At 67.6% G+C, this 23,963-nt stretch carries 19 protein-coding genes; 10 read left to right on the forward strand and 9 right to left on the reverse strand.

Annotated features, from left to right (window positions below):
* Positions 1 to 35: 35 nt before the first annotated feature.
* From AC56LV_RS08410 to AC56LV_RS08425, 4 genes are all read right to left on the reverse strand, one after another.
* A complete protein-coding gene (locus AC56LV_RS08410; RefSeq protein WP_499556926.1) occupies positions 36 to 1,013 on the reverse strand; it encodes a hydroxymethylglutaryl-CoA lyase in 978 nt (325 codons plus the stop codon).
* Positions 1,010 to 2,221, reverse strand: a complete 1,212-nt coding sequence (locus tag AC56LV_RS08415) for a CaiB/BaiF CoA transferase family protein (protein ID WP_499556927.1) — start codon at positions 2,219 to 2,221, stop codon at positions 1,010 to 1,012. Before AC56LV_RS08415 ends, AC56LV_RS08410 begins: the two co-directional genes overlap by 4 nt.
* A 75-nt stretch (positions 2,222 to 2,296) precedes the next feature.
* Positions 2,297 to 3,232 carry a LysR family transcriptional regulator gene (locus tag AC56LV_RS08420; protein ID WP_499556928.1) on the reverse strand — a complete coding sequence of 312 codons (936 nt, stop codon included), beginning with the start codon at positions 3,230 to 3,232 and terminating at the stop codon, positions 2,297 to 2,299.
* Between the two features lie 53 nt (positions 3,233 to 3,285).
* The gene (locus tag AC56LV_RS08425; protein WP_499556929.1) at positions 3,286 to 4,647 is read right to left on the reverse strand and encodes an MmgE/PrpD family protein; all 1,362 of its coding nucleotides are present in this window, start codon (positions 4,645 to 4,647) and stop codon (positions 3,286 to 3,288) included.
* Positions 4,648 to 4,919: 272 nt separating this feature from the next.
* On the opposite strand from AC56LV_RS08425, the gene AC56LV_RS08430 reads away from it, so the two are divergent.
* The 5 genes from AC56LV_RS08430 (at position 4,920) to AC56LV_RS08450 (ending at position 12,470) form a co-directional block, all read left to right on the forward strand.
* Positions 4,920 to 5,624: an ABC transporter ATP-binding protein gene (locus tag AC56LV_RS08430; RefSeq protein ID WP_499556930.1), complete on the forward strand. Its 705-nt coding sequence runs from the start codon at positions 4,920 to 4,922 to the stop codon at positions 5,622 to 5,624.
* Positions 5,572 to 7,053 (forward strand): DUF3526 domain-containing protein, encoded by a 1,482-nt coding sequence (locus AC56LV_RS08435; RefSeq protein ID WP_499556931.1) that lies wholly within the window; start codon positions 5,572 to 5,574, stop codon positions 7,051 to 7,053. The genes AC56LV_RS08430 and AC56LV_RS08435 overlap by 53 nt, the downstream gene beginning before the upstream one ends.
* Positions 7,050 to 8,552, forward strand: coding sequence for a DUF3526 domain-containing protein (locus AC56LV_RS08440; RefSeq protein ID WP_499556932.1), 1,503 nt, complete (start codon positions 7,050 to 7,052; stop codon positions 8,550 to 8,552). Before AC56LV_RS08435 ends, AC56LV_RS08440 begins: the two co-directional genes overlap by 4 nt.
* Before the next feature lie 47 nt (positions 8,553 to 8,599).
* On the forward strand, positions 8,600 to 10,708 hold the full coding sequence (locus tag AC56LV_RS08445; protein ID WP_499556933.1) for a TonB-dependent receptor: 2,109 nt from the start codon (positions 8,600 to 8,602) through the stop codon (positions 10,706 to 10,708).
* Between the two features lie 145 nt (positions 10,709 to 10,853).
* Positions 10,854 to 12,470, forward strand: coding sequence for a L,D-transpeptidase family protein (locus tag AC56LV_RS08450; protein WP_499556934.1), 1,617 nt, complete (start codon positions 10,854 to 10,856; stop codon positions 12,468 to 12,470).
* A 34-nt stretch (positions 12,471 to 12,504) separates the two neighbouring features.
* On the opposite strand, the gene AC56LV_RS08455 is transcribed toward AC56LV_RS08450, so the two are convergent.
* From AC56LV_RS08455 to AC56LV_RS08470, 4 genes are all read right to left on the reverse strand, one after another.
* Positions 12,505 to 12,675, reverse strand: coding sequence for a hypothetical protein (locus tag AC56LV_RS08455; protein WP_499556935.1), 171 nt, complete (start codon positions 12,673 to 12,675; stop codon positions 12,505 to 12,507).
* Positions 12,676 to 12,806: 131 nt separating this feature from the next.
* Entirely contained in the window at positions 12,807 to 14,567 is a 1,761-nt protein-coding gene (locus tag AC56LV_RS08460; RefSeq protein WP_499556936.1) for a PHA/PHB synthase family protein, read from the reverse strand.
* A 9-nt stretch (positions 14,568 to 14,576) separates the two neighbouring features.
* On the reverse strand, positions 14,577 to 15,032 hold the full coding sequence (locus AC56LV_RS08465; protein ID WP_499556937.1) for a universal stress protein: 456 nt from the start codon (positions 15,030 to 15,032) through the stop codon (positions 14,577 to 14,579).
* A complete protein-coding gene (locus AC56LV_RS08470) occupies positions 15,029 to 15,442 on the reverse strand; it encodes an Hsp20/alpha crystallin family protein (protein ID WP_499556938.1) in 414 nt (137 codons plus the stop codon). Before AC56LV_RS08470 ends, AC56LV_RS08465 begins: the two co-directional genes overlap by 4 nt.
* 272 nt (positions 15,443 to 15,714) lie before the next feature.
* Between AC56LV_RS08470 and AC56LV_RS08475 the strand changes: the two genes are divergently transcribed.
* The 5 genes from AC56LV_RS08475 to AC56LV_RS08495 all read left to right on the forward strand — a co-directional run bounded on the left by AC56LV_RS08475 (position 15,715) and on the right by AC56LV_RS08495 (position 22,112).
* Positions 15,715 to 16,530, forward strand: coding sequence for a universal stress protein (locus AC56LV_RS08475; RefSeq protein ID WP_499556939.1), 816 nt, complete (start codon positions 15,715 to 15,717; stop codon positions 16,528 to 16,530).
* A complete protein-coding gene (locus tag AC56LV_RS08480) occupies positions 16,530 to 19,010 on the forward strand; it encodes a cation-translocating P-type ATPase (protein ID WP_499556940.1) in 2,481 nt (826 codons plus the stop codon). The genes AC56LV_RS08475 and AC56LV_RS08480 overlap by 1 nt, the downstream gene beginning before the upstream one ends.
* A gap of 161 nt (positions 19,011 to 19,171) precedes the next feature.
* Positions 19,172 to 20,143 carry a diguanylate cyclase domain-containing protein gene (locus tag AC56LV_RS08485; RefSeq protein WP_499556941.1) on the forward strand — a complete coding sequence of 324 codons (972 nt, stop codon included), beginning with the start codon at positions 19,172 to 19,174 and terminating at the stop codon, positions 20,141 to 20,143.
* Complete coding sequence (locus AC56LV_RS08490) at positions 20,140 to 20,910, forward strand: helix-turn-helix domain-containing protein (protein ID WP_499556942.1); 771 nt, start codon at positions 20,140 to 20,142, stop codon at positions 20,908 to 20,910. Before AC56LV_RS08485 ends, AC56LV_RS08490 begins: the two co-directional genes overlap by 4 nt.
* Positions 20,911 to 21,056: 146 nt before the next feature.
* Positions 21,057 to 22,112 carry an NAD(P)-dependent alcohol dehydrogenase gene (locus AC56LV_RS08495; RefSeq protein WP_499556943.1) on the forward strand — a complete coding sequence of 352 codons (1,056 nt, stop codon included), beginning with the start codon at positions 21,057 to 21,059 and terminating at the stop codon, positions 22,110 to 22,112.
* A 105-nt stretch (positions 22,113 to 22,217) separates the two neighbouring features.
* Here AC56LV_RS08495 and AC56LV_RS08500 read toward each other — a convergent pair whose 3' ends face one another.
* Positions 22,218 to 23,885, reverse strand: a complete 1,668-nt coding sequence (locus tag AC56LV_RS08500; protein ID WP_499556944.1) for an ATP-binding response regulator — start codon at positions 23,883 to 23,885, stop codon at positions 22,218 to 22,220.
* Positions 23,886 to 23,963: the final 78 nt, after the last annotated feature.

Consider the following 23,963-nt stretch of genomic DNA (forward strand, 5'->3'; position numbering starts at 1 on the left):
AAAATAGTTTTTTGCACACCGGCGGTGGCATGGGTTCAAGTCGACCGCGCTTCTGCGCGCTCCCTGATCGCTTCCAGATCCCCGGGAGGCCGGTGCAGATCGAGCCGCCGGCCCGCCTTGACGATCTGGCTCGGCGTCTCACGCCCGATCAGCGCCGGCAACCGTGACGATACGTCCAGCAAGCGGCCCAGATCGACGCCCGTGTCATAGCCCATCAATTGCAGCGCGTGCACCACCTCTTCAGTGCAGACATTGCCCGAGGCGCCGGGTGCATACGGGCAGCCGCCGATGCCGCCAAGCGACGCGTCGAAACGGTCGGCGCCCGCATCGATCCCGGCCAGCACATTGGCCAGGCCCATGCCGCGGGTATTGTGAAAATGCAGGCTCAGTTCGGTATCCGGCCAGGCTGCGCGAAAACGCGCCGTCAGCGACGCCACCTGGCTCGGGTACGCCATGCCGGTCGTGTCGCACAGGGTGATGCCGCCGGCGCCCGCCTCGTCGATGAAGCGCGCGCACCAGGCCAGCACCGTGTCTTCCGGCACGTCGCCTTCCATCGGGCAGCCGAACGAACACGACAACGAGATATTCACGGTCAGCGACGCTTGCCTCGCCAGTGCCGCCACCTCGCACAAGCCCTGGAACGATTGCGCCTGCGTCATGCGCAGATTGGCCAGATTGTGCGTTTCGCTGGCCGACATCACCAGATTCAGTTCGTCGGTGCGGCTCTCGATCGCGCGCTCGGCGCCGCGCACGTTCGGCACCAGCGCGCTGTAGATCACGCCCGGCACGCGGTCGATGCCGAGCATGACTTGCTGCGCATCGGCCAGCGCCGGAATCGCTTTGGGCGAGACAAACGCGGTCACTTCGATCTTGGCCATGCCGGCCTGCGACAGGCTGTTGACCAGGGCGATCTTGTCGGCGGTCGGTACGAACACCGACTCGGCCTGCAAGCCATCGCGCGTGCCGACTTCCTGCATGTGGATGCGGCGACCGGCGCCGTTCCACCGGTTCATGCGACCACGCCCTTGTTGCGCAAGGCGGCGATGTCCGGTTCGCTCAAGCCCAGTTCGCGCAGCACGCCATCGGTATCGTCACCCAGGCCCGGGGCAGAGGTGCGCACCGTGCCTGGCGTGCCGAGCAATTTGGGGACGACGCCCGGCACCTCGAGGTCGTAGCCGTCGCGCGTGGACTGGGCCAGGATCATGTCGCGCGCCCGGTAATGGGGATCCTCCGCGATGTCTTTGGCCGTATAGACCTTGCCGGCCGGGACGCGGGCACCGCCCAGCAAGTCGAGGACCTCGGTGATCGGGCGCGTTGCCGTCCAGACGCTGATGGCGGCGTCGATCTCGGCCACGCGCACGACGCGGCCGGCATTGTCGGCCAGCGCCGGGTCGTGCGCCAGGTCGTCGCGCCCGATCACGGCCATCAGGCGCTTGAAGATGCTGTCGCCGTTACCGGCGATGAGCACGTAGCCATCGCTGCAGCGGTAGGCGTTCGATGGCGCGATGCCGGGCAGCGCGCTGCCTGCGGCTTCGCGCACGGCACCGAACGCGCTGTATTCGGGCAGCAGGCTTTCCATGACGTTGAACACGGCCTCGTGCAGGGCGACGTCGATCACCTGGCCCTTGCCGCCATTGACCTTGCGGTGGTACAGCGCGGTCAGTACGCCAATCGTGCCGTGCAGCGCGGCCAGCGTGTCGCCGATCGACACGCCGCAGCGTACCGGCACGCGGTCGGGTTCGCCTGTCAGGTGGCGCAGGCCGCCCATCGCTTCGCCGATGGCGCCAAAGCCTGGCAGGTCACGGTACGGGCCGGTCTGGCCATAGCCCGAAATGCGCAGCATCACAAGGCCGGGGTTGAGAGCGGACAGCGCATCCCACCCCATGCCCCAGCCTTCCAGGGTGCCGGGGCGGAAGTTCTCGATCAGCACGTCGGCTTCGGCGATCAGCTTGCGGGCGATGTCCTGGCCTTCGGCGCTGCGCAGGTCGAGCGCGATCGAGCGCTTGTTACGCGATTGCACTTGCCACCAGACCGATGTGCCTTCCTTGATCATGCGCCAGTTGCGCAGCGGGTCGCCGCTGCCAGGGGCCTCGATCTTGATGACGTCGGCGCCGAATTCGCCCAGGGTCTTGCCGGCGAACGGGCCGGCGATCAACTGGCCCATTTCGATGACGCGCACGCCGCGCAGGGCGCCGTCGGGAATGTTGCTGTTGAGGTTCATGCTGGTCTCGTCGATGGTTGTAGCTTGTCGACCCAGCATAGAGAGAAGGGGCCCTGCCCGTCCAACCGTTTCTTTTCAACGAGCCTTCGTCAACCGCGAACGCTCTTCGGCAGCGCCCAGATGCGCGAGCAGCGCCCGCGTCACCGGCGACAAGCCCTTTTCTTCCCGCACCACGATGCGCAGCTCGCGCTCGGCCCACGGCTCGTCGATCTCGACAGCGACCAGGCCCAGCGGCTGGCCGATGGCGGTAAACACTTCGTGGGGAATCACGCCCAGGCCCATGCCCACCTGCGCCATGCGGCACACGGCATCGAACCCGGGCACGTGGATGCGGGTTTTCAACGGCCGGCCCGAGGCGCGCGAAGCCAGGTGCGTGCGCTTGTTGATCGAACTGTCCGCGTGCAGCCCCACGTGATCGAAGTCGAGCGTGTCCGCGAACGGGACGCGCCCGCGCCCCGCCAGCGCATGGTCGTGGCGCATGACGAGCACGATGCGGTCGCGCCGGTACAAGTGGCTGTGCAGGTCGCGGGTATCTGTGTCGCCCGAGCAGATGCCGATCTCGGCAAAGCCGTCTTCGACGCCCTTGACGACGTCGCCGCTGGGGCGCTCCTCCAGGTCGAGCCGGATCTGCTCGTGCTGGTTCAGGAATGCGCGCAGGTCTTCCGGCAGAAATTCCACAATGGCCGACAGGTTCGCCACCATCCGCACGTAGCCGCGCAAGCCCTGGGCGTGCTCGGCCAGTTCCTGGCCGATCTTGTCGACGCTCTGCAGGATGCGGCGCGCATGCGTCAGCAGCGATTCGCCGGCCGGGGTCAAGGTCATGCCGCGCGCCGCGCGCACCATCAGCGCCACGCCCAGCGCCCCCTCCATGTCGGCCAGCCGCTTGCTGGCGGCCGAGACGGCAATGGCTTCGCGCTCGGCGGCCCGGGTGAGTGAACCTTCTTCGTGGATTGCCAAAAAAAGCTGCAGGCTGGTGAGGTCCAGCCTTCTGAGGATATTGTTCAGTGCCATCGGAAAAGCTGATACAGCGGGAGACGAGAGTGTCACGACTGTATCAGGTCTTCTCAGGCAAACAGGTTTCCCACTCTGGGGGCATCCGTCAGATGCCAGACGCGCGCGGCCAGCGCGTGCATCTCGGCCTCGCTCGCAGCTTCGCCGAACAGCGCCAGCCGCAGTGCTTTCTGTTCGAGTTCAGCGCGCGACAAGGTGTTGCCAGGGTCGCCCTTCGGCTCGTCGACCCGGCCAGCCAGGCGCCGGCCATCGGTCGTTTCGACCGTGACCTTGCCGATCCAGCGCGCCGGATACGCGGTGTCGACTTCGTCGTCCAGCGCCATGCCAACCTTGCCACGAAACGCCGCGATCGGCGCCGCATTGAAATTGTCCTCGAACTGGCTCAGGCCGGCCACATCGTAATGCGCGATCAGCGCCAGCACCGTCCCCATCGAGAATTTGGCCTGGTGCACCGTCTGCGGATCGACAACCGCGCCCAGCACGTCGATTGCGCCCTGGTGCACGTGCGCCACGACGCGCGTGATCTGTTCGGGTCGCAGGCCGTGAGTTCGCATCACCTGCTGCAAGGCGTCGGCGGCCGGATGCGTGTGCCGGCACGAGGCGTGGAATTTGAAGGATGTCTCGGCCAGCGTCCAGCGCTCGCCCAGGCGGTCGGTCAATTTGGCCGGATCGGCGTCGCTCGACATGCCCGCCCCCATGCCCTGCGCGCCCTCGAGGATGCGGCGCGCACCGGTAAAACCGTCCTGCGCCAGGTAGGCCGATGTCAGGCCATTGGCGGCCGCGGCGGCCGTATGCAACTGCTTCGAGTCGGCGGCGTCGCGCAGGAATTCCCACAAGCCCGCCGCCTGGGTGCCGGCCGAGCCGAAGGCATGCAGCATCTGGTCGGGTGTGAGCTTGAGCAGGTGCCCCGCCGCAGCGGCAGCCGCCAGCGTGCCGGCCGTACCTGTCGTGTGGAAGATGCGGTAGTGCGAGCGGCCGAGAAATTCGCCGACGCGGATGCCCACTTCGTAACCGGCCACGGCCGCCGCCAACAGGTCGCGCCCGCTGGCGCCGATCGACTGGGCAACGGCCAGCGCTGCCGGAAACACGACCGCGCCGGGATGGAATACCGAGCCGTTGTGCACGTCGTCCTGTTCGGCGACGTGCGAGGCAGCCGCGTTGACCATCGCCGCGAACAGCGGCGTCGTCGTGCGGCGCGAGATCAGCACCTCGCAGGGCCCGCCGCCCGGCCCCATCGTCTCCGCGTAGCGGTCGATGGTTTGCACGGCGCGCGATGTGCGGCCGGCCAGCGCGGAACCGATCCAGTCGAGGAACAAATCTTCGGTGCGCATGCGCACGGCGTCGGGAATCTGCTCATAGCGCAGGTTGGCAGCGAAGCTGGCGAGCAGCTGGCTCGGGTGCTGGTGGTCAGCCATGTGGTCTCCTGGGTTCTTGATGTTGGTGGTCGGCGTGCTGCGACTCGATGGCGCTCTGCGACCATCATAGAGAGCAATACCGGCCATGAAGAAATAGAAAAATTTGATACCACCATGCTGCAGTCAGATCACCAGCGTGCAAGGCAACCATGCACCTTTCTTGCCAGCCATGAAATAGTATTCACTTTGTCAGTAATGAGATATCATTATCAATAAGGCGCACATCCTGTGCCCGCCGGTCCACCCTGCACGCCCGTACTCCACGAGACGCCATGATCCGCATCGACCACCTGACCAAACGCTACGGCGAACGCGTCGTCGTCAACGACCTCAACCTGCACGTCGAAGCAGGCCAGGTCTATGCATTGCTGGGCCCGAATGGCGCCGGCAAATCCACGACGATCGGCTGCCTGCTCGGCTTCGTCAAACCCGACGCCGGCCGCATCACGCTGGCCGGTTCGCCGTTGATGCCAGCCGAAGCTGCAATCCGGCACGCCGCCTACATCGCCGAAAACGTGGCCCTGTACGAGCGCCTGACCGGCGTCGAGAACGTCGACTTCTTCATGCGCCTGCTGGGGCGCCGGCTCGACACGGCCGAGATCGAAGCCTTGCTCGAGCGGGTCGGCCTGCCCCGCCACGCCTGGCACCGCCAGGCGCACGGCTATTCGAAAGGCATGCGCCAGAAGGTCGGCATCGTCATGGCGCTGGCCAAGGGCGCGCGCGTGCTGGTGCTCGACGAGCCGACCTCGGGCCTCGATCCGGAAGCAAGCGTCGCCTTCGGCCACCTGATCCGCACCGTCGCCAATGACGGGGCGGCCGTGATCATGGCCACGCACGACCTGCTGCGCGCGCAGGAACTGGCGGACCGCTGTGGCGTCCTGGTGGGCGGCCACCTGGTCAGCGAATGGCAACTTGGAGAACTGCATGCCGGCGAACTCGAACGCAATTACCTCGACAGTCTCGCGGCCCGTGGTTGATCCCGTGTGGCGACAAGCCTTCATCGGCGCCTGGCAGGCCGACTGGCGCGAGCGCCGGCGTGACTGGCGCGTGGCGCTCGTGCTGGCCCTCGGACTGGCGCTGGCCGCAGGCGCGGCGCTGCTGGCCTCGCTCGACCTGGAACGCACCCGCGCTGCGCGCACCGTCGCGGCTGCGGCGGAGGCCGAACGCTGGGTGCACCAGGGCAGCAAGAATCCCCATTCTGCCGCCCACTACGGCGTGTACGCGTTCAAGCCGCTGCCGACACTGGCGGCGATCGATCCCGGCATCGAACAATATGTGGGGTCCAGCATCTGGCTCGAAGCGCACAAGCAGAACGACATGGTGTACCGCCCCGCTGCCGACAGCGCGGGCGCCGACCGCCAGTTTCGCCTGAGCCCCGCGCTGGTGCTGCAAGTGCTGGCGCCGGCAGCGATGATCTTTCTGGGCTTCGGCATGTTTGCCGGCGAGCGCGAACGCGGGATGCTGCCGGCGCTGCGCCTGAACGGTGCGCCACTGGGCGCAATCGCGGTCGCACGTGGCGCGGTCTTGCTATGCCTGGCCACGACGCTGTCGCTGCCCGCCATCGTCGCCATCGTCGCCCTGAAGTGGCAGGCCGGCGGCGGCGAACCGGTTGCCGATCCAGGCCTGCGCGCGCTGCTCTTCGGTGGCGGCTACCTCGTCTACCTGACTGTCTGGGCTGCCATCATCACGGCCGCGTCGGCGTATGCGGCCACGCTGCGCGCCAGCCTGGCCCTGCTCGTTACCCTCTGGACGGCGCTCACGCTCGTGCTGCCGCGCGCCGCTGCCGAACTGGCGCAATCGGCCGCGCCGCTGCCGTCCGCGCAGGCATTCCGGCAAGCCGTCGACGACGACCTCGGCATGCCGGACGATCCGCAGGAGGCCGAGCGCCACAAGCAGCAACTGCTCAAGCAGTATGGCGTCGACAAGGTGGCCGACCTGCCGTTCAACTGGGCTGGCATCAGCCAGCTGCGCAGTGAAGCACATGGCAATGTCGTCTTCGATCGCCATTACGGCCCGCTGTTCGCCGCGCTGGCAAGCCAGGACCGGGCGATGGCGCTGGCGGGCTGGTTGTCGCCGGCCGCCGCGATCGCCGGGCTGTCGAGCCGGCTGGCCGCCAGCGACAGCGCCAGCCACGTCGAATTCATCCGCGCTGCGGAAACCCATCGCCGCCTGATGCAGAACCTGCTCAACAGCGACCTGGCGCGTCATCCCGACCGCGAGGGTGTCAAGTACCAGGCCGATGCGGCGCTGTGGCGCAGCATTCCCGCGCTCACGTTTGGCTATGCGTCGCTCGATCTGCGGGAAGTGGCCGTGCGCTGGTTGCTGCCGCTTCTCACGCTGCTTGTCGCCAGCATTGGCCTGGCGTGGGCCGCGCTGCGGCGTCTGCGCCTCGGGAACGTCAAATGATCCCCACCCTGGCACTGATCCGCTTCGATCTGCGCGCACTGCTGCGCGAGCGCGGCACGCTGCTGCTGCTCGCGGCGGCGCTGTTGCTGGCCTGGTATGGCCTGTTTGAAGGCGCCCGCTTCCAGCAGCACGCGCAGGCCGCGAGCCAGGCGGCAGTCGCGCAGGAAGCCGCGGCGCGCAGCGCGGCCAGGGATCTCGCAGCGCGCTACTTCGCGCAGCCGGACGCCCCCGAATTTGCCGGCCTGCTGTATTACCGCACGCCAGTGGACGTGCGCGGCTACGCGTTTCGCGAGCACGTGGGCTTTGCCGTCATGCCGGCGCTGCCGGGTGCGGCGCTGGCGATCGGCCTGGCCGACATCCAGCCGGCCTATGTGCGGGTGCGGGCCGAATCGATGGCGTCGGTGCGCACTGCCACCGACATCGACCACCCTGCCCGCCTTGCGTCGGGCCGCTATGACCTGATGTTCTTCGTGGTCTACCTGTGGCCTTTGATCCTGTTGACGCTGTCGGCGTCGGTGCTGACGCAAGACCGCGAGAGCCTGCGGCTGCGCAGCCTGCTGCTGCAGGGCGTCGGCACGGCGCGCATCCTGTTTGTCCAGGCCGGCGTGCGCGCCCTGCTCGCGACGATCCTGCTGATTCTGGGCGTCGCTGGCGCCGCGCTGCTGTCCGGCGCCGTGCCATTCGATGGCGCCGGGGCAGGCGCGCTTGCCCAGTGGGCCGGTCTGGTGCTGCTGTACTCGGCGTTCTGGAGCGGCGTCGGCATCGCCGTCTGCGCCTGCTGCGCGAACCGCATGAGCGCCGCCTTTGCCGGCTTCGGCCTGTGGCTGCTGTTCGCGATCGTGCTGCCGGCCGCCCTCGACGCCGTCACCCGCATCGCGGCACCGGTGCCGCCCCGCGAACGCTATGTGCAAGCCATGCGCGATGCCCTCGACCAGGTCAATGCCGGCCAGGCCGGCAGCCTGGCGCGTTTCTATGACAGCCATCCCGAATGGAAACCCAGGCGCACCGCGCCGGGCGAAGTCGCTTCGAGCGTGTCACGCCTGCACCGGGCCCAGGAAACCGAACGTCTCATGGCAGGCGTCGAACGCGAATTCGCGCTGGCCGAACATGCGCGCGCTGCGTTCTTTACCCGCATGAGCGTGGTCAGTCCCGTCAGTCTTGCCAATGCCGCCTTCGCCGACGCCGCCGGCACCGATCGCGCCCGCCATCGCCGCTTCATCGAGGACGTCGCGCGCCACCAGGGCCGTTTGCGCGACTGGTTCCAGGCCGCCATTCAGCGCGCAGCACTGGGCGACGAACAGGCGCCGTGCGCCCGCACCTGTCTGGGCGGCTATGGGTTCCGCGACTTCGATGCGGTGCCCCGCTACGCCGCATCGCCTGCGCTGGCGCGCCCGGCGCACATGCCGGCGCGCACCTGGATGCTGCCGGCCTGGGCCTGCGCCTTCGCCGTGCTGGCCTGCATCGCCCTGTGGCGCGAGCGCCGCCGGCAGCGCTGCTGATATCTGTTTCTCTCACCCTCACCTTGCCACCCACTGGAGTCTTGATCTTGCAATCCGCTACCCGTTTCACCCGCCTGCGTGCGATTCCCCGCGCCGTCATGCTCACCTGCCTGTTTGGCGGCGTTGCCGTGGCTGATGACGAGACGCCCGACCTCGCGCCGCTGGCCGGATCCTCAGCGCAGGTCGTCGAAGTCCGGGGCCAGCGCGGCAATGACGAACGGCTGGCGCCTGGCCTGGGCGCCAGGTCGCTGCCCGGCAGCGTGACCACCGTGACAGCCGAAGACCTGGCCACGCTGGACATTGGCCGCGACATCTCGAACGTGTTTCGCCGCGTGCCGGGCGTGGTCGCCAACAATATCGACCAGGGCGACACCGGCAATGGTTTTCGCATGCGCGGCTTCGCCACCCAGGGCACGCACGGCGCCGACACCGCCATCTATATCGATGGCGTGCCGCAGAACATTCCATCGAGTCAGGGCGGCGCGGGCCACGGTCCGGCCTTCCTCGAATGGATGACGGGCGACATGATCGACACGTTCGACGTCATCAAGGGCCCGGTCTCGGCCCTGTACGGCGACCAGAACCGCGCTGGCGCGGTGACGATCCGCACCCGCGAAGGCGGCGCGGCCACGCCGTCGAGCGCCACGGTGGCCGTGGAAAGCTATGGCGGGCGGCGCGGCTCGCTCGTGCTGTCGAATGACTTCGGGCGCATCCGCTCACTGGTGGTGGCCGACCGCTACAGCCTCGACGGTTTCCGCCACGGCGCCAGCCTCGACCGCAACAACCTGTTCTGGAAGCTCTCGACCAATATCGGCGACGGTGTCTACAGCCTGCGCGCCACCTATTACAAGTCGGACTATGCCGGCGCCGGCTACCTGTCGCTGCCAGCCATGGAAGCCGGGCTGGTCGATCCGCACGACACCATGTTCAACCTGCCGGGCTTTGGCGATGCACACCGCAAGACGCTCGTGTTCAACCGCAGTCCGGCATCGGGCGACGCGGGCTGGTTCGCCACCGCCTATGCGGAAGACTTTGCGCGCAGCCGCGCGATCCAGACCAGCACCACGCTGCACACCTATGGCTATGACGAGCGCGACATCTTTGGCGCGCGCGGCGGCAATACCTGGGTCTTCGGCTCAGCAGGCGTGCTGACGGCCGGCTTTGAGGCTCGCCAGGACAAGGGCGATGCGTTCCGCCAGCAATACCGCAACCGGCAACCGACCGCCAGCTACGTCAACAACCAGTACCTCGACCTGCTGACCTATGGCGCGTTCATCCAGGGCCAGTACCGCATCCTGCCCACGCTCAAGCTGCACGGCGGCGCGCGCTTTGACCGCTTCGACTACGACCTCGTCAACCGCAAGTTGCCCGCCGCATCGACCGGCTACGAAGCCTCGGTGGTCACGCCAAAATACGGCGCGATCTGGAACGTCCTGCCGACTGTCGAGCTGTACGCGAACATCGCCCAGGGCTTCCGCTCGCCGGCAGCCGAGCAGATCAGCACCAGTGGCAGCCTGGGCCCGCTGGGCGCGCTTGGCGGGCGCAGCAATCCCGGCATCGATCCGAGCCGGGTGCGCTCGCACGACCTCGGTTTCAAGGCGGCGCCACTGGACGGCCTGAGCGTGTCCGGCGCGTTCTACTCTATCCAGAACGACGACGAGATCATCAACACGGCGCCGGACGTGTTCGTCGCGTCCGGCCAGACCACGCGCCGCGGTCTCGAACTTGACCTGCACTACCAGCTCAGCAGCGCGCTGAACACTTACCTGAGCTACGGCCGCATCCTGCGCGCGCAGCTGGACAACCCCGCGCCTGGCGCCGGTCCGCGCCTGTCGGTGCCGGAACACACGTGGAAAGCCGGCGTCCAGTACCGCACGGAGATGGGCCCGGGCCGGCTGTCGCTCAGTGGCGACGTGTATGTCACGGCCGGCAATCCCTATTACATGGGCACACCGCTGTACGAGCGCGACATGCCGACCTATGTGCGCTACGACATGAAGGCGACCTACGATCTGGGCAAGTTCCAGGGTTCGCTGTTCGCCACGCTGCAGCCGCACGAATTCGCCAGCGACATCGCGTATGGCACGGCCGGTGGCTTGCTGGTGACGACCGTGCCGCAGGCCACGGCCGGGGCGTCGCTGCGTTACTACTTCTGATCGGGAGAGACCGCGGCCATCATGGCGCGGTCGTTGCACCGGCGACCCACTCGATTGATGCAGATCAACGACTGCCATGCGCTGCAGGGTGTAATTTTGATGCCTGTCACATTACTCCTCCATCACAGCGCATGCACCACACCCCATGGTAGTTCCCAGTTTGACCTGGCCCGCCAAAGCGCAGGGCGGCGCCGCGCATCTCTTCCTGCTGTTGCTGCTTCATGCTGCCACGGGTTCCGCTGCGTTTGCCCGTGATGCCGTCGCGGGCGCCGACGTCCCGGCGCCGGCCCCGGCGGTCAATCCATGCGACTCCACTGCGCTGCATGCCGCCCCACCTGCTGCATCCTGGCTGTCCGGCGCGCAGGAACTGGCGCCGCTGGCACTGCAACTGCTGCGCGCGGCGCCCGAGCACGGGCTCGACATTCGCCGCTATCAGGTGGACGAGCTGACCCGGCGGCTGGCCGGCCCGGAAGGCGCAGCCGCGGCATTCGTGCGCGACCTCGACCGCGCGATGGTGCAGTACCTGTGCGATCTGCACGGGGGCCGTGCGGCCTGGGCCAGCCGGGTTTCCGCAGCGCCCGACACCGGTTTCGACCCGCGCCAGCGCCTGGCCACCGTGCACGACGCACAAGGGCTGGCGCAGGCCATCGACGCCGCGGCGCCCGCCATTCCGCTGTATGGCAGGGTCAAGGCGGCGCTGGCACAGTACCGCGAACTGTCTCGTGCGACACCGGACTGGCCCACGCTGCCGCCGGTCGCACGGGCCGCCATCCACGCCGGCGAGACTTACACGGGCACGGCCCTGCTGCAGGCGCGGCTGCAGTTGCTGGGTGATCTGGACGCGCAGGCACCCGTGGGCACTGACGGCATCTATACGCCGGCACTGGCTGGCGCCGTGCGGCGCTTCCAGGCGCGGCACGGGCTGGATGAAGACGGCGTACTGGGCGCCGCCACGGTCGCGGCCCTGTCGGTGCCGCCCGCGCATCGCATCGCCCAGCTGGCGCTGACGCTCGAACGCCTGCGCTGGCTGCCCCCGCCCCCGGCGCACGGGCGCGTCGTCGTCGTGAATGTGCCCACCTACCGCTTGTGGGCCTTCGATGCCAGGGACAATTTCGCAGCGCCCGCGCTGGAAATGCGCGTGATCGTCGGCGCGCGCGGTCGCACGCCCACGCCGCTGTTCATCGGAGAAATGCGCTACCTGGAATTCGCGCCTTACTGGAATGTTCCAGCCAGCATCCAGAAGAATGAAATCCTCCCGAAGCTGGCGCGCAATCCTGCCTATCTGCAGCAGAATGACATGGAACTGGTGGGGGAGGACGGGCGCGTGCTGCAGGCTGGCGCCGGTGATGCGGCAAGCCGCCTCCTGGCCGGTGGCGCCAGGGTCAGGCAGCGCCCCGGCTCACGCAATGTGCTGGGCGACGTCAAGTTCGCGCTGCCCAACCCGATGAATATCTATTTGCATTCGACGTCGGCCAGGGAACTGTTCCAGCGCACGCACCGCGACCTGAGCCATGGCTGCATCCGCGTCGAACAACCGGCCGAGCTCGCGCAATTCGTGCTGGCCGATCCGCAGCAGTGGAGCGCTGCACAGGTGACAGCCGCCATGAGCGCGGGCAAGAACCGTTTCGTCAAGCTGGCCGCACCGGTGCCCGTCGTGCTGTTCTATGCAACGGCCCTGGTCGACCGCCAGGGCCGGGCCTTGTTTGCGCCCGACCTCTACGGGCGCGATGCCGCGCTGATCGCGGCGCTGCAGCTGGAATGAACGCCACGCCGCCGTGGCGCCGGCTTCGGCACCGTCACGCCGCGGCGACTGCGTCGCTCACTTGTTCGCTGTCGATGGTCTCCGGCTGGACGGACGACGAGGTGGTGTCCACCGGCGCCTGCGCCGCAGCACCGTGAACGGCGGCGGCCTGCGCCAGCAGCGCGTAAAAGACCGCGTTCATGCGGCGCAGTTTTTTGGTATCCATGGGGGCTCCTTGGTTGATGGGTGAGCGCCATATAGTTGGCAGTCACGGCATGCAGTGTGCCGAGACGGGTACGCAATTTCAATGATGCACGTCAAAAACTGCCATTACCATGGTCCATCGGTGACCTATGCCTACCGTACCAGCACGTAGCGGCCAGGCGCATCGTCCAGCACCGCGTCCGGATCGGCCGGCGCAACAGGGGTCGAAGCAATCTGCGCTGTAGCATGGCTACGCAGCCAGTGCTCCCAGGCTGGCCACCACGAGCCGGACTGCTGCGGCGCCGCGGCGCACCAGGCGTCGGGATCGAGATAGCGGCCGTCATGGGCGCGCGTGGCGATCTGGTAGCCGTGCCCGCCGCTTGCCAGCGGCGGGTTGACGACGCCGGCATTGTGCCCGCCGCCCGTCAGGCAGAACGTGATTTCAGCGTCGGCCAGCAGGTGCAGCTTGTAGACCGACAGCCAGGGCGCGACCGTGTCGCGCCGGGTCCCGAGCACGAACATGGGCAAGTGCAGGTCGGACAACGCGACCGGACTGCCGCCCACGCGGTAGCGGCCCTGCGCCAGATCGTTGTCGAGATACAGGCTGCGCAGGTACTCGCTTTGCTGGCGGTACGGCATCCGGGTGGCATCGGCATTCCAGGCCGCCAGGTCGCTGGTGACGCGCCGGCCCTTCCCCATCAGATAATTCTGCACCATGCGCGACCAGACCATGTCCTTCGCATTGAGCAGCGCAAACGCGCCTTCCATCTGCGTGCCGTCGAGATAGCCTTTGCCGGCCATGACGTTGTCGAGGAAGTTCAGCTGGCTCTCGTCGATGAACAGGCCCAGTTCGCCCGGCTCGGTGAAGTCGACCTGCGCCGCCAGCAGTGTCAGGCTGGCCAGGCGCTCGTCGCCATCGCGCGCCATGGCGGCCGCGGCAATCGCCAGCAGCGTGCCGCCCAGGCAATAGCCGAGCGCCTGGATCGCGTGCCCGGGGCGCCGTGCGGCGACCTGGTCGATGGCCGCCATCACGCCCAGCTGCAGATAATCGTCCATCCCCAGATCGCGATCGGCCGCGTCCGGATTTTTCCAGGAAATCATGAAGACGGTGTGGCCCTGGCCGACCAGGTAGCGCACCAGGGAATTGGCCGGTGACAGGTCGAGAATATAGTATTTCATGATCCATGGCGGCACCATCAGGACCGGCTCGGCGCAGACGGCAGGGGTCGCCGGCTCATACTGGATCAGCTCGATAAGACGGTTGCGGTATACCACCTTGCCCGGTGTCAGAGCCACGCCCCGGCCGGGCTCGAATCCCGTTGGCACCGTCGCGGCAGCGCCGCTCGCGTCCTCGATCGCATTGTGCCAACCCATGGCCAGATTCATGCCGCCGGACCGCCAGGTTTCCTTGAGCACGACCGGATTTGTCAGCAGGAAATTGGATGGCGAAAACATGTCAAGCGCCTGGCGCACGGCAAAGGTCCATACCTGCTCGTGATGCCGCGTCACCCCGGGCACGCCGGTGGTGGCGTTGTACCACCACTGCTGCTCGAACAGGAATGCCTGGTGGATCAGGTTGAACGGCCATGCCTGCCACTCAGGCGCGGCGAAACGGCGGTCTTGCGGCAGCGGTGCGATGCAGGGCGCGCCGTGCTGGCCCGCGCCTGCGGCAGCGCTTGCCGCCAGGCGCAGCAGCTTGCGCTGCGCCTTGATGACCAGTTCGCGCTGCTTGTCGGGAGAGCCGGCCAGGTGCACCAGCCAGTCGGTGGCGGCCGCCGCCAGCGAGGCCGGGGACAGGCCCTGTGTCCACCAGGCGAGCTGGGCGTACAGTGCACGGTCGAGCTCGCGCACCGGCGTCTCGCCAGGGGCCACGGACCCGGTCGCAGGCTGGGATGGCAGATCCGAAATGCGCATACCCTCCTCTCAGCGAAACAGCAAGACAGGCAGATGCGCGTGCTCGATGACCCGCGCCGTCTGGCTCGCCAAAATGTGCTCGCTGGCGCCATGGCGGCCATGCGAGCTCATGCAGATCAGGTCAGCGTGATGGTCGAGCGCGGCGCGCACGATTTCACGCCACGGTTCGGCGCCGGTCAAGACCTTGCACTCGCACGGCACGCCCAGCGTGCGCGCCGTCTCGGCCACGTTTTCCAGGATGCGGCCGGCGTGGATGCGGCCGGCGCCAGCAGCATCGGCGTCCGTCACGACATGCACGGCGACCACAGCCGCACCAGTGCCGGCGGCAAACGCCAGGCAGGTGCGCGCCAGGGGCGTCATCGACAATGAACCGTCGACCGGTAACAGGATGCGCCGGAACATGGGCTGGTGTTCAGGCGCCGCATGCGCAGGCAAGGCCGGCACGTGCAGGGTGCCCGCGGTCACGCGATCGCCAGCGGCGTGCCGCTGCCGCCCGCTTTCTTGGGCAGTTCCAGCTGCAGGACGCCATCCTTGAATTCGGCCCGGGCTGCGGCGTCATCGACCGCTTGCGGCAGCGTGAAGCTGCGGTAGAACTGGCCCCAGGCGCGTTCGGAGCAGATGGCCGTGGCGCCTTCGTGTTCGCTCTGCGATGACGTGTCGGCACTGATCGACACCTGATTGCCGTCGATATTGACCTTGATGTCTTCTTTTTTCACGCCCGGCAGGTCGGCCTTGACGCGGTAGCCGTCGCCGCTCTCGGTGACGTCGATGCGCACGCGCGGCGCCAGGTCGGCAAAGAAGTCATCGAAGGTGCGAAACGGATTGGCACGCAGCATGCGTGCGACGGGATCGAAACGGGTCATGGAATGGGACATGGTCATTCTCCGGAGGATGGTATCTGCGTCTGCCGGCGACCGATCGTCGGGCATCGGGTTGATCCTAGTCGTGCCGGCACGAACACCGATATGACATGCATCAAAAATCGCGGCGACGCGAAGCCTGGCAGCCGTTCGCCCGCGTGCCTCGCCTGGCAAGTTTGATGCAAATCAAATTCGGTGAAACCGGTTGCACCAGGCGCAAACGTAGCGCTGGACTGACCGCCACGACGCGCCGTACGCTGGCTGTCACGACCATCCGGAGGTGCAGCATGTGCTACAAGACCATCGTCGTTCACGTCGACCATTCGCCCCATGCCGAGGCGCGCATGCGGTACGCGGCGCAACTGGCCGCGCGCTGCGGCGCGCACCTCGTCGGCAGCGCCTTTTCCGGCATCTCGCGCTACGCCGAGGCCGGCAGCACCATGCTGCTGGTCCAGCAGCATGAACGCCGGGGCGACCACGACACCGCACTGGCACGCTTCGACGCCATCGCCGCTGCCGCGGGCGTGGCCAGTCACGAGCGGCGCTATGCCGACGACGACCCGGCCGGCGGACTGGCGCTGCAAGGCCGTTACGCCGACCTCGTCGTTGTGAGCCAGACCGACCTCGACGATCCGGCGGCAGCCCACCTGGCCGGGCCAGTGCCGGCGCAGGTGGTCCAGGGCAGCGCGCGCCCCCTGCTGGTGCTTCCCCATGTACGCCGGCACGAGACGATCGGCGGACGCATCATGCTGGCATGGGATGGCAGCCTGCAGGCCACGCGCGCCGTCGCCGGCGCGATGCCACTGCTGCGCGATGCCGGCCTGGTGGCAATCGTGCTGTTCCAGCCGCTCGAGGCAATCGGGCGCGAGCCGGGCACCGATCTTGCGCTGTATCTGGCACGCCAGGGTGTGCGCTGCGAGGTGCATGTCGAACCGTCGCCGATCGACGACGGCGCCGCCTTGCTGGCCTGCACGGATTGCCTGGACGCCGACCTGATCGTGATGGGCGCCTACGGGCGGCCGCGCCTGCGTGAGCTGGTGTTGGGGGGGGTCACGGAAACGCTGCTGGACCGCATGACGGTGCCGGTGCTGATGGCGCACTGATGGCCGCCGACCCGACGGCCGACGGCTTGAGCGCAGCCCAGGCCGCACACCGCATCGCCACGGACGGGCCGAACACGCTGGCCGAGACCGAACGCCGCACCTGGCGCCGCATCGTCACCGACAGCGCCCGCGAGCCAATGTTCCTGCTGCTCGTGGGCGCGGCCCTGCTGTACCTGGCGCTGGGGCAGCTCGATGAAGGGCTGCTGCTGTGCCTGATGGTCGCCGTCAGCCTTGGCCTGGCCCTGTACCAGGAAGGCAAGACCGAGCGCGCACTGGCCGCGCTGCGCGACCTGGCCAGCCCGCGCGCGCACGTGCTGCGCGACGGCTGCTGGCACATCATCGACAGCGCCGGCATCGTGGCCGGCGATCTCGTCGCCGTCCACGAAGGCGACCGCGTGCCGGCCGATGCCCACGTGCTCAGCAGCACCGGACTGCAGGCCGACGAATCGCTGCTGACCGGCGAATCGATGCCGGTCGACAAAGATGCAACGGCCATGCTGTTTGCCGGGTCGCTGGTGCTGCAGGGTCACGCGATCGCCCGCGTGGCCGCCACCGGCGCGCGCAGCCAGCTGGGCCGGATTGCCGCGTCACTGCAGTCGCTGCGGCCCGCGCCGTCCCCGCTGCAGCGCCAGAGCGCCGCGCTGGCGCGCGCCTTTGCCGTGCTGGGCATGGCGTTCAGCGTCATCCTGGTGCTGGCCTATGGCCTCATGCGCCGCGACTGGTTGCAAGCCGTACTGGCCGGCATCGCGCTGGCCATGTCGATGCTGCCGGAGGAACTCGCGATCGTGATGACCGTGTTTCCCGCGATCGGCGCCTGGCGCCTGTCGCGGCAGCAGGTGTTGGTGCGGCGCCTGCCGGCGATCGAAACGCTGGGCGCCATCTCGGTTCTGTGCGTCGACAAGACCGGCACGCTGACGGCCAACCGGATGGACGTCGTGGCGCTGTACGCGCACGGCGCGCGCCATCCGGTGATGGACGCCCCCCTGCCGGCCGTGCTGGCGCCGCTGCTTGAAACAGCCGTTCTGGCCAGCACCGCGACGGGCCCCGACCCGATCGACCGGGCCGTGCAGCGACTTGGCGCAGCGTGCCTGGCGCCGGCGCAGCACCATCCGGACTGGTCGCTGGTGCACGAATACGGCGTCAGTGCGCAGCAACGGGCACTGGTGCAGGTGTGGCGGCGGCCCGACGGGGTCCTGATCGCTGCCGCCAAGGGCGCGCCGGAAACCGTTCTGGGGTGGTGCAAGCTTGATGCCGGTGTTGATGCCAATGCCAGCGCCGGGCTGCTGGCTGCGGCGTCGTCCATGGCGCAGGATGGCCTGCGCATGCTGGCGGTGGCGCAGGCCACCCTGCCCGGCGCCAGCTGGCCATCCTGCGCTGCCGAGATCCCGTTTGTGCCAACCGGCCTGCTGGCCCTGGCCGACCCGCTGCGGCCCGAGATCCCTGCCTGCGTTGCCCGCTGCGCCGGGGCCGGCATCCGGGTCGTGATGATCACGGGCGACCATCCGGACACGGCGCGCGCCATCGCGCGGCAGGCAGGACTGGCCGACACACCGGTGCTCACCGGCGCGGCGCTCGATGCGCTGGGCGATGCGGCGCTGGACGCGCGCATCGCTGAACTTTCCATCTGCGCGCGCATTGCCCCGGCGCAGAAGCTGCGCCTGGTCCAGGCATTCGCGCGGGGCGGCGCCACGGTCGGCATGACGGGTGACGGCGTCAATGACGCGCCGGCACTCAAGGCCGCCCATGTGGGCATCGCCATGGGCGGGCGCGGTACCGACGTGGCGCGCGAGGCGGCGGCGCTGGTGCTGCTGGACGACCGCTTTGCGTCGATCGTCGATGCCATCGGCGCCGGCCGCCGCATCCACGACAACCTGCGCAAGTCGATCCGCTACGTCATTTCGATGCACGCACCGATTGCCGGCATGGCCATCCTGCCGATCCTCGCCGGCTGGCCGCCGTTGCTGTTTCCAATGCACATTGTGTTCATGGAATTGATCATCGACCCCGCCTGCACGCTGGTGTTCGAAAACGAGCCAGCGGCGCCCGGTGCGATGCAGCGCCCGCCCCGCGATGCGCAGGCGCCGCTGTTTACGCCCGGCGCCCTGGCCCGCACGCTGGCGATGGGCCTCGGTCCGCTGCTGGCCGTGGCCCTGGCGTATGGCTGGGCGCTGGGCGCGCTGGCGCCGGCGCAGGCACGCGCCTTCGGATTTACGACGCTGGTGTTTGCCAACCTGTCGCTGATCCTGGTCAACCGCGCATCTGGCGCGAGCCTGCTCGGCTCCCTGCGCCAGCCCAACCGGATCCTCTGGCTGGTCGTGGCGGCAGCCCTGGGCCTGCTGGCCCTGGCGCTGTACGTGCCGTGGCTGGCGGCGGTGTTCCAGTTTGCGGTGCTGGCGCCGGCACTGGTCGCCGGCGCGGGCGTCATTGGTTTGGCAGGTGCGCTGCTGCCGGCGCTGCTCATGCGGCGGCATGGACACTGATCAGCTCGCTGCACGTACAGATTTACGTCAATAACCAATCAGTTTCTTTTTGATGCAAATCAAAACTCAAGAAAATATATGGCCTCTCGAGCAACTTAATCTCGACGCGATGCGCTGATGGGCCTATTGTCAATACATTCAGCACACCAAGCCGGAATGTCATGACATCCACGCCAGCCATGCAACCAGCCTGTGCCAGCACTGCCGGGGAACTGGCGGCGTCCGTGTTTCATCACAGCCGCGACGCTATCATGATCACGGCCCTGGATGGCACGATCCTGTCCGTCAACCGCGCATTTTGTGCCATTACCGGGTACACCGAAGACGACGTACTCGGCAAGAATCCGCGCATCCTCAAGTCGGGCGTGCAAGACCGTGCATTCTATGCGCGCATGTGGCAAGCGATCACCAGCCAGGGCTACTGGCAGGGCGAAGCCTGGAACCGGCGCAAGGATGGCACCCTGTTCGCCGAGCGCCTGACGATCGTTGCGGTCCCGGGCGCTGACGGCAAGCCGCACCACTACATCGCCATGTTCGCCGATGTCACCAGCGCCAGCATGCAGCGCCGCCGCCTCGAAGAACGCGCCAACTACGACGCACTGACCGGCCTGCCCAACCGCGTCCTGCTCGGCGAGCGGCTCGAGCAGCTGCTGGCATGCGCACGTGAAGCCTCGTCCAGCGTGGCGCTCGCTTTTATCGACCTCGACGGTTTCAAACAGGTCAATGACAGCATGGGCCATCCGGCCGGCGACCGCCTGCTGGCCAGCATCGCCCAGAACCTGCGCGCTGCACTGCGCGGGTCCGACACACTGGCGCGCTTTGGCGGCGACGAGTTCGTCGCCGCACTGCCTGGCATGCACGACGACGCGCTGCTGGCCGCCTTGCTCGCCCGCGTGGCCGTTGCCGCCCGCGACCCGATCGTCATCGATGGCAGGGCAATCTGCCTGTCAGCCAGTATCGGCGTTGCCGTGTTTCCACACGACGGCACCACGCCAGCGCAACTGATTGCCCATGCCGACGCCGCGATGTATGCCGCCAAGCGTGCAGCACGCAGTGGCGCGAGCCCTGTCCATGTTTCCGCCGCCAGCATGGCAGGCGGAAAGCGTCACCACCATGAGGTACTACCACCATGAATGCACCGTTACGCGTATCCCCCGGTCCGGCCCCACCCGGTTTACTGACAGTCATGAAGGGCCAGTGCGGCGACTGCAACACCGGTGGCCTGTGTCTGTCGACCGGCCTGGACTCGGGCAGCAAGATGCGCTTCGACCGCCTGGTTGGCCAGCATCGCCGCATCGCGGCCGGCGACACGCTGTACCGCACCGGCCAGCCACTGCGCAGCCTGTATGCGCTGCGCTGCGGCTTCTTCAAGACCCGCCGGCCCGGTCCTGCGGGGGACCAGATCACCGGCTTCCCGATGGCCGGCGAACTGATGGGGCTGGAAGCCGTGGGCACGGGCATCCACCAGTCCGACGCCATCGCGCTCGAGGACAGCATCGTGTGCGAACTGCCGTTCGCGGCGCTCGAGCGCCTATTCGAGGACATTCCCGGCCTGCATCGCCGCTTCTACCGCTTGATGAGCTGCGAAATCAACCGGGAGCAGCATCTGATGCTGTTGCTTGGCCACATGCGCGCGGAGCAGCGGATGGCGACGTTCCTGGCCGACATGGGCGCGGCCTACGCGGCGCGCGGCTATTCTCCCGCGCAATTTCAGCTGCGCATGTCGCGCGAAGACATTGGCAGCTATCTTGGCCTGACCATCGAAAGCATCAGCCGCCTGCTGGGCCGCTTTACCAAGCTGGGGCTGATCACGGTCGACAAGCGCGCCGTCGTGCTGACCGATCCACAACGGATCGCCGCGATGGCAAACGGTTTCTCGCCCTGCAGTCCGATGGTGTAACTGGCCGCAGCGCCAGGGCACGCCGGCGGTTTTGATGCACGTCATGGATTTCGCAGCCCCTCCCCGCCATCCTTGTGAACGACACGACAGATCGGCACGTCGTTGCCGGCAGCGCGAAAGCAAGCACGAAGACACCGGAGGTTTTCATGAGCATGATGAACGCAGCAGTCTTCACCGGCCCCGGCCGCATCATCCTGGACCGCAAGCCCGTCCCGGTCGCCGGGCCCGGCGAAGCCGTCATCAAGATCACGCTGACGACGATCTGCGGCACCGACGTCCATATCCTGAAGGGCGAGTATCCCGTCAAGCCGGGCCTGACAATCGGGCACGAGCCGGTTGGCACGATCCACGAACTGGGCCCCGGCGTGACCGGCTACCAGATTGGCCAGCGCGTGGTCGTGGGCGCCATCACGCCGTGTGGCCAGTGCCATACCTGCCTGGACGGGCGCCAGTCCCAGTGCGGCGGACGCGCCATCGGCGGCTGGCGCTTCGGCAACACGATCGACGGCTGCCAGGCCGAGTACCTGAAGGTGCCGTTCGCGATGGCCAACCTGGCGCCGATTCCCGACGGCCTGACCGATGAGCAGGTACTGATGTGCCCCGACATCATGAGTACCGGGTTTGGTGGCGCCGAACACGGCGGCATCCGGCTGGGCGATACGGTCGCCATTTTCGCGCAGGGCCCCATCGGCCTGTGCGCCACCGCCGGCGCACGGCTGCGCGGCGCCAGTTGCATCATTGCTGTCGACGCTGTCCCGGAGCGCCTGAAGATGGCCCGGCAACTGGGGGCCGATCACACCATCGATTACCGCGAAACCGACCCGGTCGGGGAAATCATGCGGCTGACCGGTGGCCAGGGCGTCGATGTTGCGATCGAGGCGCTCGGCACCCAGCAGACGTTCGAGAACTGCCTGCGCGCCCTCAAGCCGGGCGGTACCCTGTCGAGCCTGGGCGTGTACTCCGGCAAGCTGTCGCTGCCGGTCGATGCCTTTGCGGCCGGACTGGGCGACCAGGCGCTGGTGACCACGCTGTGCCCCGGCGGCAAGGAGCGCATGCGCCGCTTGATGGCCATCGTTGCCTCCGGCCGCCTCGACCTGCAACCGATGATCACGCACCGCTTCCGGCTCGAGCAGATCGAACAAGCGTACGACCTGTTTGCCAACGGGCGCGACGGCGTGCTGAAGGTGGCGATCACGCCCTGACTAACCGACCCTGCAGCCAGCACAAGCAGGCCCGCACAAGCCCGTGCAGCTCGTTCCGGCAACGGGACGAGGTGGAGATAGGCCCCATCACCTTCCATCGATGCTTCAAAAGGCGAGCCGGCGGCGGATCACGACCATGGTGCCACGTCCGGCCCGTCCATGGATGTGCACGTTCGCGCGAATGCTGGCCGCACGCTCACGCATGCCCTTCAAGCCGATCGAGGCGGGATGGCTGAGGCGTTCCGGGGCGATGCCGATCCCGTTGTCGCATACGCGCACCACCAGGTGCGCCGCGCGCACGACGACCTGGACAATGACATGGGTGGCCGAGGCATGCCGCAATACGTTCGTCAATGCCTCCTGGCACATTCGCAGCAATTCACCGGCCACGAACGGGGCGGGCTCGACGTATGCATGGGCTTCGTCACACCAGACTTCGCACGTGATTTTGGCGCGCCGCTGGATGTCGGCCGCCTGCCAGCGCAGGGCGGCCAGCAGTCCGCCTTCCTCGAGCGCGGGTGGGCGCAGCAGCGCCGATATGTCCTGGACCGACATGATCGCCATGTCGACACTCGACAGTGCGCTGGCCAGTTCGCCTTCGATCTCCTGCGACGAGGGCATCGGGCCGGGCTTGCCCAGACGGTCTTGCAACAGGCGGATATCGATCTTTGCCGCCGTCAGCACCTGGCCGAGCTGGTCATGGACCTCACGTGCCAGCATGCGTCGCTCATCGTTCCGTACCTTCTGTACGGTATCGAGCAGGTTGCGCAATTCTTGCTGAGACTGCCGCAATCGCAACAGCTCTCCCTCGCGCCAGACCACGTCGCGCCGCAGGCGCACGAGCCGGACGTTCGCCTCGATCCGTGCGACCAGCTCCTTGGCGCTGAATGGCTTGACCACGAAATCGTCCGCACCTTCGCGCAAGGCATTCACACGGGCTTTCTCGTCGGCCTGTCCGGACAGCATGATCACGGGAACCGTCCGCAATGACTCGGTCCTGCGCATCATCCGCAACAACTCGATGCCATCCAGGTCAGGCATCACCTTGTCGACAAGGATCACGTCCGGCTGGATCGCCAGCGCCAGGTCGAATCCTTCACGCGCCCGCTGGGCGAAATGGAAGGCAAAGCCCGAACGCTCGAGAATGCGCTTGACATGCATGACGAGCAGGTCCTCGTCGTCGACCAGCAGGACGCGCGTGCGCTCCCCCGCAGACGTCTGGGGTTTCCCGGAAGCAGGATCCGGCGCCAGCGCGCCTTTCATGGCCTGGGTGGCGAGGTCGAGCAACGCGGCGAGGGAAGGATCATGGCTGGCGCCACGCAGGAAAAACAGCGCCAGGCCGCCAGGGCTGGCAGGAGACTGCGCATCGAATGGAACAACCGTGAGGCCTCCTGCCTGGTGCCCGACCCAGCTTGGCCGCCGGTCGCGCAGCGGCAGGACGCGACGCGCGCCCGCGAGTTCGGCCAGTTCCGCCACTTCCGCGCAGCAGATGGCGCTGGCCGACACCACATGCGTCGGCGGCGTGGAGACGAATCCGGCATGCGATTGCAGGGTGAGGCCGCCATCGGGCATGTCGACGTAGACGGCAAGCGCCTCGACATCCCCGCGCAATCGCGACACCACCTGGCTGCCCAGTTGCTGCAGGTCGCCAGGCGACGCCAGGTTGTCGTTCAACGCGGCGTAGGCCAGCATGCGCTGCCGCGCCACCTCGAACGCCCCTTCCTGCACCACGGTTGCTGCGCAGGGCTCTGAAATTGGTCCGCATTGCGTCATGATCGTCCTCCGTTGCGCGGACCACGGGTCCGCCGTCGCAGCCCGCCGCAGACTGCTTTCCAATAATGCGCCGGCGCA

The organism is Telluria sp. RB2R28 (assembly GCF_059685835.1).

Excerpts from the sequence above, each read along its gene's own strand:
- AC56LV_RS08410 (WP_499556926.1), bottom strand. The coding sequence starts at position 1,013 with ATGAACCGGTGGAACGGCGCCGGTCGCCGCATCCACATGCAGGAAGTC.
- AC56LV_RS08415 (WP_499556927.1), bottom strand. The coding sequence starts at position 2,221 with ATGAACCTCAACAGCAACATTCCCGACGGCGCCCTGCGCGGCGTGCGC.
- AC56LV_RS08420 (WP_499556928.1), bottom strand. The coding sequence starts at position 3,232 with ATGGCACTGAACAATATCCTCAGAAGGCTGGACCTCACCAGCCTGCAG.
- AC56LV_RS08425 (WP_499556929.1), bottom strand. The coding sequence starts at position 4,647 with ATGGCTGACCACCAGCACCCGAGCCAGCTGCTCGCCAGCTTCGCTGCC.
- AC56LV_RS08430 (WP_499556930.1), top strand. The coding sequence starts at position 4,920 with ATGATCCGCATCGACCACCTGACCAAACGCTACGGCGAACGCGTCGTC.
- AC56LV_RS08435 (WP_499556931.1), top strand. The coding sequence starts at position 5,572 with ATGCCGGCGAACTCGAACGCAATTACCTCGACAGTCTCGCGGCCCGTG.
- AC56LV_RS08440 (WP_499556932.1), top strand. The coding sequence starts at position 7,050 with ATGATCCCCACCCTGGCACTGATCCGCTTCGATCTGCGCGCACTGCTG.
- AC56LV_RS08450 (WP_499556934.1), top strand. The coding sequence starts at position 10,854 with ATGGTAGTTCCCAGTTTGACCTGGCCCGCCAAAGCGCAGGGCGGCGCC.
- AC56LV_RS08455 (WP_499556935.1), bottom strand. The coding sequence starts at position 12,675 with ATGGATACCAAAAAACTGCGCCGCATGAACGCGGTCTTTTACGCGCTG.
- AC56LV_RS08460 (WP_499556936.1), bottom strand. The coding sequence starts at position 14,567 with ATGCGCATTTCGGATCTGCCATCCCAGCCTGCGACCGGGTCCGTGGCC.
- AC56LV_RS08470 (WP_499556938.1), bottom strand. The coding sequence starts at position 15,442 with ATGTCCCATTCCATGACCCGTTTCGATCCCGTCGCACGCATGCTGCGT.
- AC56LV_RS08475 (WP_499556939.1), top strand. The coding sequence starts at position 15,715 with ATGTGCTACAAGACCATCGTCGTTCACGTCGACCATTCGCCCCATGCC.
- AC56LV_RS08480 (WP_499556940.1), top strand. The coding sequence starts at position 16,530 with ATGGCCGCCGACCCGACGGCCGACGGCTTGAGCGCAGCCCAGGCCGCA.
- AC56LV_RS08485 (WP_499556941.1), top strand. The coding sequence starts at position 19,172 with ATGACATCCACGCCAGCCATGCAACCAGCCTGTGCCAGCACTGCCGGG.
- AC56LV_RS08490 (WP_499556942.1), top strand. The coding sequence starts at position 20,140 with ATGAATGCACCGTTACGCGTATCCCCCGGTCCGGCCCCACCCGGTTTA.
- AC56LV_RS08495 (WP_499556943.1), top strand. The coding sequence starts at position 21,057 with ATGAGCATGATGAACGCAGCAGTCTTCACCGGCCCCGGCCGCATCATC.
- AC56LV_RS08500 (WP_499556944.1), bottom strand. The coding sequence starts at position 23,885 with ATGACGCAATGCGGACCAATTTCAGAGCCCTGCGCAGCAACCGTGGTG.